General features: G+C 35.6%; 4 protein-coding genes. All 4 read left to right on the forward strand.

Features of this window, described 5'->3' with window-relative positions:
- The first annotated feature begins 1 nt into the window (after position 1).
- Genes FXF36_RS10625 through FXF36_RS10640 form a run of 4 tightly spaced genes read left to right on the forward strand, consistent with a single transcriptional unit; the run spans position 2 to position 12,100 of the window.
- The gene (locus FXF36_RS10625; RefSeq protein ID WP_151623903.1) at positions 2-3,424 is read left to right on the forward strand and encodes a DEAD/DEAH box helicase; all 3,423 of its coding nucleotides are present in this window, start codon (positions 2-4) and stop codon (positions 3,422-3,424) included.
- Complete coding sequence (locus FXF36_RS10630) at positions 3,414-5,495, forward strand: hypothetical protein (protein WP_151623905.1); 2,082 nt, start codon at positions 3,414-3,416, stop codon at positions 5,493-5,495. The genes FXF36_RS10625 and FXF36_RS10630 overlap by 11 nt, the downstream gene beginning before the upstream one ends.
- Position 5,496: 1 nt before the next feature.
- Positions 5,497-8,112 carry a DUF8727 domain-containing protein gene (locus tag FXF36_RS10635; protein WP_151623907.1) on the forward strand — a complete coding sequence of 872 codons (2,616 nt, stop codon included), beginning with the start codon at positions 5,497-5,499 and terminating at the stop codon, positions 8,110-8,112.
- A gap of 34 nt (positions 8,113-8,146) precedes the next feature.
- Positions 8,147-12,100, forward strand: coding sequence for a DUF2357 domain-containing protein (locus FXF36_RS10640; protein WP_151623909.1), 3,954 nt, complete (start codon positions 8,147-8,149; stop codon positions 12,098-12,100).
- The last annotated feature ends 1 nt before the right edge of the window (position 12,101 follow it).

Genomic DNA, 12,101 nt, shown 5'->3' on the forward strand with positions numbered 1-12,101 from the left:
TATGAAAATATCAGAAATCAAAATAGATGGACAAAGCGAATTAAAAGATGTTTCATGCCATGTTCTTGGGGCCAGGGATATAGTGTCTAAAAGTGGGCATGTTGCTTATTTGGGTGAAAATTCATTTGAGCTTGTCACAAAGGATAATGCCATACCTTTTTCAATTGATGATTTAAGTGATTGCAAAATGGTAACAGATTTTATTAATAGGCATTATTATTGCTTGGCAGAAATCACTTCTACATCGAGTAATAAGGAATCTGGGGTTATTTTTCTGCATTTTGTATTTTTTTGCAATTGCAAGAGGATGGGAAGGATGCCTTTGATATTGAGTGAAAATGCTTTGCAATATCTTTTTAAGTTTTGGAAAGTTGATAACAAAGTAGATAAGGTATATGCGCATCTGCAAGAGCAGTTTGAGTTGACAAATGGTTTAGAGTCTTGTTTTGCTTTTGAGAGTAGCGAGAAAAATATAAAAGCCTTTTCAAATGTCGAACAAACGGAAAATGATGCTGACGAAGAAGATGATGAGGACACATCTGGCGAGAAAAGTAGGGTGTTGGTTCTTCATGGAAAATCCATTAAGTTGTATGTAACTCTTCGCGGAAAGGCTTTTGAAGAGAAACTGTATGTGGAGCGTGTTATAAAAAATAGTAATAGAAAACCAGCGAATCTAATGCTTGGAATAGGTTCTCTGGAATTTACTGATACGGGTGCTGTTTTATCCTTAAATGCCAAGAAGTTTTATGATGAAAATAAAGGATATCTTGATCTTTGGAATGAATATTCAGAAAAAGAAGGTAATTTCATATTAGCTAACGCTAGAGCTGTAGGACTAATCACACTTAGCAAAAAGAGTTTATCTTTTGAAACCGCAGGTGGAGTATATGTGGGTGTCAGCGATTATGAGAGGTTGTGCAAATTAATTAGCGATAATTCCTATTTGGTGTTTGCTGATGAGAAGCCAGTATATTTAGAAGACCCTGATATGACCTGGAAGGAATATGATGATTACCAGGAAGAAAGGCGCAGATTAAGAATAAAGCCTGAACATGGAACAGTAGTCAAGTTATTAAGAAAAAAGAATGGAGGATTTGTATTAGATCTTTCTCAACTTTCACTTCCTGATTCTAGGTATGTATATTTGTCTATATATGGAGATGAGAAACAGATTCAGAGAAGGAAAGATGCCAGACGTAGAATTGCCAGCGGTGAGTCGGCTAATAGATCTTTAGGATTAATTCTTGAGGGCGAGTTGCCTGATGTTTTTGAGGATACTAAAAATAGAGTGAAAGTAGATCCACTTTCATCTTTTGTGGCTGAAAAAATATTCAAAAACCCCCCAACTGAAACCCAGAAAAATGCAATTGATATAGCATTAAACACACCAGATATTGCTATTATTCAAGGACCTCCTGGAACCGGAAAAACAACTGTAATTACCGCTATAATTGAAAGACTCAATGAGATAAGCAATAAAAAGACAGTGAACAATGGTCAAGTTTTGATAACTAGTTTCCAACATGATGCGGTCCGCAATGTAATTGAAAGGTTGAGTGTCAATTCTTTACCTACTGTGAAGTTTGGAAAACAGGAGAAGGATGGGGAAGAAGACCGAACAAAAGAAGTTATCATAGAAAAATGGTGTACCAATTACGCTGAAGCCTTAAAAAATTCCAATCCAGATTTAATTCAGTCAAAAGACATGAGAGATTTGGCTAAAGCGTATAACTTTTATCAAGCATACCCAAGCGATTCTAAAGCGGTAGAGTTCCTTGAGTGTGCAAAACGTCTTAACAATGAACAAGCATTGAATGAAATAATAGAAAGGCTTCTTGAAGAGTATTCTCAAAATGTTTCTAATGATAAAAATGATTTCATTGATTTTGTGAGAAGACTTAGAGTAACAAAGGAAGGATTTTCAGATGATGGAGCTGACAATGCGTATGATTTGTTGCAAGAATTAGAGTCTTTAGGTTTGGACAGAAAAAAGAGAGATATTGAGTGGCTTCTTTCTGTTTTAGAAGAAGCATCAGATTGCTTTGATAATGAACCCAATGACGAACTGCTTAATGAACTTGTCAAAGTTAAGAAATTCTTGTTAGGCAAGTGTATGCCTAGAATCACATACTCTGAGAAAAAAGCTAACCATGAAATTACTGATATCTATTTGGCTTTGCAGGAACATTTGAAAAAACGAGAAAATAAAGAAATTGAGATATTGTCAGAACTTCTAAAAGAAGTTGAAGGTAACAGTGATGAGGTAGAGCGTACATTAAATAATTATCTATACGTGTATTCTGCTACGACCCAGCAGAGTGAAGGAAGTGAAATAAAAGACGCTAAAGGAGTTGAATTGTGGGAACATCCTGAATACGAAACTGTAATTGTTGATGAGGCAGCCAGAGTAAGTCCTATAGACCTAATGATTCCTTTAGCACAGGGCAAACGAAGAATTATTTTGGTGGGGGATCATCGACAACTACCACATATCTATAATGAAGAGGTTCTTGAAAGTATTGATGTTTCCAAATTAGAGAATTTGGAAATGGATAACATTAAGAAAAGTATGTTTGAGTACCTTCTAGGTAAAGCAAAGAAGTTAGAAGAACAAGACCATATTCCAAGAACGATAGTTTTAGATGCTCAGTATAGAATGCATCCTATGCTTGGTAACTTTATTAATGAAACATTTTATGCACCACATAACGAAAGTTTTACGTCACCCTTAGAGGAGTCTTTTTATAGGCAAGGCCTATATAAAAAGCCTGTGATGTGGGTAAATATGCCTAATGATAAAGGCCCTGAAAGAAAAGAGGGGACCAGTAGAGCTAGAGATTGTGAAGCAAGATGCATTGTTGAACTTATAAAAAAACATATAAAGTCCTCCGAGGGAAAAGCTTTATCATATGGAGTTATATCATTCTACAGTGAACAAGTTAGACTCATAAAACGTCTTCTAAAGGCTGATGATGAACTGAAAGAATATCAAGATAAAGTAAAAGAAATTAGAGTGGGAAGTGTTGACGCATTTCAAGGTATGGAGTTTGATGTCATTTATTTGTCTGTCGTAAGAACAAATAAAAAAGATCCGATGTATACCGATTTAGAAACAAGAAAACAGGAACCGGTAGATTTTTCTATATTAAGTCAAGACGAGATTGAATTAGAAAAAGATAAGAAAGCTTTAAAAATATACAGAGACTACAAAGAACAGGTTGGACTACAAAACTATGGTTTTTTGATTTCAGAGAATAGATTATGTGTATCTTTGAGTAGACAGAAAAAATTATTAATTGTAGTTGGAGACCGTAATATCTTTTGCGAAGGCAAATGGGACAAGCTTGCAGAAGTATGTGTTCCGGGGATGTGGAAATTGCTAAGACTCTGTGAAAGAGAGGGGGTTGTTGTAGATGGCACTTGAAAATGCCTTTAGTTTATTTGAGGATTCAAGATATGAAGAATTGTTTCCTAATGTTCGACTCCTTGGCAATCCGGTGGATTATTTCATTCAATGTAATACTTATGAAGTATTGGTTCCTTCACAGGCTGCAACGGAACAACGTTTGGATATGTTTGAAGATGCAGTATTAAAGCTATTAGAATATAAACCTTATACCAAGGAGGAGTTGGCAGATACACTTTGCTTACCTAAGGATATTATTAGCTTTATTAAGATTAGGTTGAAAGAACTTGGACTACTAGAAAAAGATGAATTTACTGTAAGTGAATTGGGAAAGAACTATTTAAGTGGATTAACTAGTAGCAATAAAAGTGTTGTTTATAGGCAGGCAAAGCTTTTTGTCATTAAAGATACAGGAGAGATTTTGCCTTATGTACATTACGGAGAATTAGAATTTGCAAATATAAAAAAGACTTCCAAAAATTTCACCACTATAGAATATGGATCTGCTGGAAGACCTTCAACTATTACTGGGGAAAACATTTGGGCTAAATCTCTACAAGGTGCATTGGGCGGAAAAATGCTGAAGTCCAATGATATTAAGGAAACTTTGTATTTATACAATAAGATATCCTCAAATTCAACTAGATTTGCCCCGATTGAGATTTTTAGTAATTATGCTATTGAAAACACTTCGTCAGAGGATTGCTTGCTGCATGTTAAAGCTGCTATCCAAGAGGGAAGTGCAGATGAGTTGATTGTATCGGATGGATTTGTTGCCAATAATGATTTTTTAGCGAGATATCTTAAGAAAGAACATCCAGAAATTATTAGTGAAGTTAAGACTCAGGCTGTTCGGGTTAATTCTCAAGAACCAGATGAGGAATCCAATTTTGATTTTGCAAAAGCTAATGAAGGACGTTATAGAAGTCTATATCAGCCTATGTATAGTATAAATTCTGCATATGAAAAGATTATGGCAGAAGAGTCTGGTTCATCCCAGGATGAATATGTTGAAGAGCAGTATGATCAAAAGCAGTTTCTGCTTAACTGTTATGCGGTAATAGAACATACTCTTTATAATTACTTGTTGGGTAGCCCACTGGGGCAAAATCGTCTGAAGTTACTTTATCGACAGGATACGTATTTGAATCAGGAATTGATTTTAACGCTGTCTGAGCAATTAGGGCTGGAATATATTAGACAATATGATTATTTATTTGGAATCGTAAGTAGAAGTAATATCACTAAAATGTATAATTCTAAAACTCCCAATATGTATATTGTTTTGCCGCTGGTTTTGATAGAAGCTTTTGACAATAAAAGCAGCTTATTTAGAGTGATGATTGAAAAGTATCCTGGGGTTATACATACAATTAATAAGTTGCACAATAAATGTAAAGACTTGAGACATAAGACATATGCTGATGATATCAATGTAGATTACGTAGACCAGATATACTACTTTACAACATTGCTTATAGAATGCCTTTTGCCAGATTTTATTTACAGTGGAAAGGGAGATGTTAATACCATTCCTTCAGATGTAAAGCAAAATCAGAGGCTGCTAGTTGATGTTAATTTAGCAGAAGTGTTTGGCCCTATGTACTATTATAATGTGATGGATGAATCTCTAAAAAACGAGTGGAAATTGGTAGCACCAGGGAAAACAGACTATCCGGCACCATATGAGTATGTGAATACATTGTACAGAATTTTACAAGAAACAATTTATGAGCAAGTATTCTATATGAAGAAGAAGCAACTTCCTAAGGAACAGATAGTAGAATTGGCTAGAAATCGTTGGGGGAAAGAACTTGAACGTGGATTAACAGGTGTTCATAAAGACTATGTTAAGGACACTTTGGGAAGCAAGAGTACTACACTGGGTGCTCAAGCATTGGTGTATCTTTGCTTTTGTCCGGATGAAAAACTATTGAAACTTAGAGAATATAAATTTGATGAAGTTGTATCTCTTGTGACTAAATATCGTGAACACGGGAATAATGTAGCTTTGCAACTTGATACAAGAGATTTAGAAGAACTTAGAGATAAAGTGATTAATGTAACCAAGGTGATAGGGGGCATATAAAATGGACGAAAAAAAGATTATTGAAGAATCAACGGAATCTAAAGAAATAACAGATACCCCGGTGGATTTGAATGCATCTACAGAGACAAGTGCTATGACTGACGAAAATGGCTTAAATGATGGTGGGGTTACAGAAGAAAAGAGCTATAAAGCAAGAGTTGAGGAACTTCTTAAGTGGCAGATGAAATTGGCTGACGAGCAAGCAAAGTTAGAGGCTTATAGAACATCAACATTTCAGCAAATGGGTGAGCTTGAACAACAGAAGAGAATTGCTAGTTCTGAACAGCAGGCAGCTTTACAAGAAGAGCGCCAGAAGTTTGAGGCCGATTTAGCTTCGATAAGAGCAAAGAAAGACGCTGAAACAATTGCTATGATTGCAGGTGAATGGAGTAAGTTTGAAAAGGAAAAAGAGGCTCAAATTATAGCATTAAAGAAAGAACTTGAGGGAATGCGTACCCAAACTCAAAAGGAGATGGATGCTCTTCGCTCTCAAGTTAGTAAGGAGTTGGATGAAGCCCGTTCATTGGCTGCAAAAGAAATACAGGTGATGAAATCTGAAGCGCAGAAAGAGATAGATAAGGCTCAGGCTGATAGCAAAAAAGAGATTATCGCAGCAAAACAAGAATCAATAAAAGCTGCTGAAATTGAAATTGAGCAGAGAACTCGCGAACTCACCGAGGCAGAAAAGAGAACAGAGCGTGAAGCTGGTCGACTTGCTGAATTGGATAAGAAGCTTCAGCAGCTTGAAATCGAATTAGAAGCGCGAGAGGCTCAGGTAAATGATGATAAAAGCGATAATATTCGAGAAAGAAGACGATTGGATCGAGAAAAGCAAAGAATTAACGGGGCAAGCGATAATTTGGAACAAGAGATTCAAGAACGTTTCTCTGATAGAATTGATTCGTATGAGCGAAAACTTGACAGTAAAGATGATGAGCTAGAGAGATTGAGATCGGAACTAGCTTCTTTGATGGCAACTAGTGAGTCAATACAAAGCTTAAGAGCCGCTTACGGAATGGACCCTGAGAAAATAAAAGCGAGAATTGCTGACCTGGAAGCTAGAAATAAAGCTCTTTTAGATGAAGCTGCTAATAGTACGACAAGGATTGAGTATGACCGTGTTAGTAGTGAGAAGAGAGCACTGGAAACAAAGTTTGCACAGGCCCAGGAGGAAATAAGACGTATTTCAGTAACTGATGGTGAAGTGCAGACTTTAAGGTCAGAAATACGAAGACTTGAGTCAACAAATGAAAATCTTAAAGTTGAGGCGGAAGAAGCTAGAAATATTCAGAAGTCACTGCAGAATGAGCTATTAAGATTATCTACTCCGGCAGAAAGAGAACTTGATAGAGAAGCAAGAATTGCATCTATAAAACGAGAGATTATGTCCCCTGAAGAACTTGAGTGGGAAACACATCCTGTTGATATGAATGAAATTGATTGGCTCGAGGATATAAAAAAGCAATGTGATAACTACGGCATTAAGTTCCAGAGAAGGATTTTATATGCTTTCCATACAGCATTAAAGATTAATGACTGGTCGATTATTACTGTGCTTGCTGGTGTTAGTGGTACTGGTAAATCTGAACTCCCAAAATTGTATTCTTTTTTTGGTGGATTGAATTTTATTTCGGTTGCAGTGCAGCCAAACTGGGATAGTCAGGAATCTATGCTTGGATTTTTCAACTCAATTGATAATCAATTCCAGCCAGAGGATTTGCTGAGCTTTCTAGTACAGTGCTCTGATAAAGACAGTGGTTTTAAGCTGTATCCAAGTGTTGTCCTTTTGGATGAAATGAACCTTGCATATGTTGAACATTATTTCGCTGAATTTTTGAGTAAGCTTGAAGAGCGAAGAGGAAAGACAAAGAAAGACCTGCCGGAGGTTAAGGTTAACCTTGGCGCAGGTGTCGCACCTTACGAGTTACCTCTTGTAAGAAACGTATTATGGACTGGTACTATGAATCAGGATGAAACTACGAAGTCTCTTTCCGATAAAGTAATTGATAGAAGTATGGTAATAAATTTCCCTAGACCTAAGCATCTTGCTGAAAGAACTAAGATGGAGAAGCTCAAGAAAACAGAGAAGAAATTATTATATGATACATGGAGATCTTGGATTACTGTTGATTTGGAAAGTGATTTTACAAGTGAACAAAGAGAGATCTTTAAGGAATATAAAAGAATTATCGAAAAGATCAATGATTGTTTAGAGGAAGTAGGAAGAGCTCTTGGTCATAGAGTATGGCAGTCAATAGAATACTATATTGCTAATTACCCTACAGTAATAAATGCCTTGAAAAATTCTCAAGGAGAAGTAACCGAGGAGTTAAAAGCTGAAATGAGGACAGCCTTTGAGGATCAGCTTGTTCAAAAAGTAATGCCAAAACTTAGAGGTATTGAAACTCGTGGCAAAGGTCGTCAAAGCTTACAGAACATAGAAGATCTTTTGGCCGAGGAAGGCTTCGAGAATCTTAAAGATGACTTTGAAATTGCATGTGAACAGGGTTATGGTCAGTTCGTATGGAGCAGTGCAAAATATCTCGGTGACGATGAGGACATTTTATCTTCAGATGATAACGCTGAGAAAGACACTGAAAATAACTCTGAAGAGTAGTTTGTAATAATATGTATCAAAGGGGGATCCTATAGTGAAGGAAATAGATAGCTACGAAAAATATTGTAAGTCCTTTACTGATGATACAAACAGTGGAGCCAAGGCAGAGGCTTTGCTTATGCTTTATATTCAAAATTGGATAATAAAGTTGCAAAGTAATACTGAAAAGGAATTCACAGATTATAGTCTTAGTCAATTTATTGAGGATAACTTATATAAGCAGAGAAGAGAAGAGTCACGAGAAGATGCGCTATCAAATATAGTCGATAGTGCAATAGATGCTTTTAGGATAATTTCAAAAAATATGAGGGAAAGAATAATACGTGAGAATGTTATGATGCCCTCATATAAAGTAAAGGAAATTAATAGTCAAGGATTAAATTGGTTAAGTAGACAATCTGGAAGAAATATAAAACAGAAGGTTTCATCAGCTGGAAATAATGTGTTAGCTGTTCAACGTAGAATGAGCTATGATACGGGTGAAAATCGACTTTTTGTAGAGTTTGTTAGGGAATTATTGGAAATTCTGACAGTAAAGTTGAAATATATTCCGGAGGCTAACAGACCAGTAGGAGAGAAGGATATATGTAATGAATTGGCTTCATTTTTGTATAGAACCGACTTAAAAGAGATTCGTAGATGGGAAAATTTGCCACCAAATAACACTCTTTTGTCGGATCAGAATTACAAAAAGATATGGACTGCCTGGAATTCTTTAAAATCACTAGATGAGTTGATTCTTGCAGATAGTCAAAATGCTGATGCGCGCCTTGCGACAATCTTTTATTTTGAGTTTTTGACTCAAATACAGGGGCGTGTAAAAATTGTGCAAATGCCTTTGGAAATTGATTACGATAATTATCTAATTCACTATGGAAGTGAAAAGGTAAAATTTTTAGATTCCAAGGGTAAGGCATATAGTATAGCTATATCTGGACAAACCATAACGATGACTGTCGATACTAAAGAAGTTTTGGCTGAAATAAAAGATGGTAGAATTGCGATTTTTGTAGCTGGTGAGGACAAAGGAAATAGTTTTTCAGTAAATGTAGGTAATATATATAAATACACATTATTGTATGCGTCGAAAATTGGATTGCCAAAAGAAGGTGCTTCGCTAGAACAAACTGTGACCAATGAGAAATGTGATAATGTTGTAATTGATCTGTTTGCTTTACATCCTAATTATTTAGTGGATGGAGAAGAACTAAGATATTTAGAGGAACGAGTATTACAGCAAACATACTATACTGAGGATATCTACGGGGATAAGAGAAAATTTTACTTGCCATGCGATACCACAAGGGCTATTAGTATGATGCATGGTGTGACACAAACATATACTATTCCTTATGCGGTGGACAGTGAATCATTTGATCAATTGCAACGATTGATGCATATGATGGAGGGCTATATCTCTGCAAAACAGTTTTCATATGTTTTTCCGGATGTATATAATGAATTTCAGCTTAGTAAAATATATAAGGCTGCTAGAATGGCATATAGAAATGTTAGTAGTATGCCAATGAGCATAGGTGTAGCTTTTGACTACATGGTAACCGATGATTTTGCTGAATATTTCGAACCCGATGATTTCTTGTTAATAGTGAATTTGTTAGATGATGAACTTACTATGACTTTGATTAAGGGTGAATATGATGAGAAATTATCATATGATATTCCTGAATATAAAGGTGTCGTATGGGAAAGACATCCAACCGCAACCATTTCCGTTAAAAGTAAGATCAGTGACAAAATAATCGATTGCCTTGAAAAGGCTGGTTGTGATAAAGCACGAAAATTATATCAGCTTTTTGGACTTGAAGGTTTAATCTCAGAAACTAGAATGTTATCTGTATTGATTGATGATTCCTCATGGTTCACTGTTAGTGAAGAATTATCGGAAATACTTCAAAACATGATCTTTAATATAGATGATGAGATTAGTTTGTTTTTAAGTAAGCAGCAAGGAATTATTGGAGATGCGCAGATACATATTCTTTCTTTAGTTGATAATTTAACTGGAAAGGATAATTTTATCCAGTATATTGATAAGTGTAGTGCTTTGTATGGCGTGAGTATTTACGAAAGTCTAAAGTTGGATACGGATGTATCGTTATGGCACGATCACTTGCCAAATCTTTCGATTAAACTTTTGTATGATAAATTCGACTTAATCAAGGATGCTACTGTTCTACCTATATTTGAACCACAAAAAATTGAAATATCCAATACATTCGTTTTGCCTAAGGGAGAAGCAGAATACCACTTCAGACTTGTACAGGAAGATAGTGCAAGAAAGATGCAATATGAAGCGGTTGTTAAGAATTCAAAGTTTCCTCTAGAACAGGATGCAGAATGCGTGTTGGATATGGTATATCATTATGGTGCAGAGGAACCATTTACACTTATATTTAGGCCGATCGATCCTATAATGGCTAAGTTTGCGGAGGCAAAAGTAGAATGGAAGAATTTTGAGGAATATGAGTGGATGAATAATCCAGTTCCGGCGTTTCCACGTAAATTGTCATGGGAAGAACTTAGAACATACATTGGAAGAAACAACGAAAATATTGACGTGATAAATATATTAACTGAAAAATTCGAACTGATTGGCAAAGGATATGAAACTCATGATTTGACCAATGAGAAGGTAGAAAGTAATTGGAAAGGGCAGAAGTGCGGTGAGTTTTATCATGTAACCAATGAAGGGGAGAAGGTTTTAGTTAGATGGAGTGAATGGGATTGGGAAAAAGGATCTCAAAAACCTCGTTATTGGGATGGAATTTCTTTTCTGTTAGAGGATTCTACAGATCAACAAGTTACACGATACAAAATAGATGATGTTTGGGCAGCAAGAACACGCGACAGTGTATGGTTTACAAATAATCAAGGATCGGTAATGGCAGTTTTGGAGTTTGAGTATGAGGGTGAAGAAACAACAATTGCCGTATTAGCAGATAAGTTTGATAATCCAGATGAATTTGATGAGAATCTTGATTCTATATCTTTTGAGGTCATCAGAAATAAGAAAACGGGAAAATTGTCTGCGATAAACATTCATAATGAGGACTATGGTCCGTATAGGCCTAAAAAGTATAAGGTGGCTAAGAGAATTCATATAGCAGGCACTCCACCAAAGCATTTTGTGAATTCCTTCTATAATCGTTGGATGCGAGTGTTATTTGCTAATAATAGATCACTTGCGGAGGACGGTTGCCCAGATGAGTTTAGAAGGGCGTTCTTGAGTAATCAAGAAGCGTGGTTGTCTTTATTCCATGAATATGATGATCCAAAGGATAAGAACAAGGCCTTTATTGATTATTCATTAGCAGCAACAAATGTAGGAAAAGAGTATTTCCCTATTGCAGCTGAATATCTAAGAATGTACTTTAATGGTGAAATACGCTTGGAGTATGAAATTGGATGTGCTCTTGGAAATATGACGACAGATATGCAGAAGTCCTTTCTTAAGGTAATGGTAGAAAGAATTACTGATAAAAAAATCGTCATAGGTATACTTGCTAAGGCGCTATGGCATGACGAACAGTTTGTATTCAACTTTTACGAATATGACTCTGAACTATTGTTGGATTTCTTTGATTATGCAGTAGAGTTTATAGGTACATGCCTAGAGGATGTGGAATATGATAGGTTAAATAAGGATGACTTGAGTGATATTAGATATTGCTTAGAATATATTCTTGGAATTCTACGGTTGAGAGCCTTAGAGAATGAAACACTTAACAAAAAATATTTGTCGTTAAATAATACGAATTTATTAAAGTTGTATAGATACTTAGAAATTATGATTAGTAATCATACAAAATTATATTCGTTCTTAAAATTGGAAATAACCAACAAAGGTGGGTATGATTTTATTCCAGACTTTATGTATGCGTTACTGGTATATATTTCAGGGTATAACACTGATAGTGAAATTAAGATTTCAGGAATCAACACAGATTTTAATGACGATGAAGATTAAA

Origin of the sequence: Pseudobutyrivibrio xylanivorans, assembly GCF_008935055.1 — a bacterium.
GTDB lineage: Bacteria > Bacillota > Clostridia > Lachnospirales > Lachnospiraceae > Pseudobutyrivibrio > Pseudobutyrivibrio xylanivorans_A.

Coding starts and splice junctions, on each gene's coding strand:
- FXF36_RS10625 (WP_151623903.1), top strand. CDS start 2: ATGAAAATATCAGAAATCAAAATAGATGGACAAAGCGAATTAAAAGAT.
- FXF36_RS10635 (WP_151623907.1), top strand. CDS start 5,497: ATGGACGAAAAAAAGATTATTGAAGAATCAACGGAATCTAAAGAAATA.
- FXF36_RS10630 (WP_151623905.1), top strand. CDS start 3,414: ATGGCACTTGAAAATGCCTTTAGTTTATTTGAGGATTCAAGATATGAA.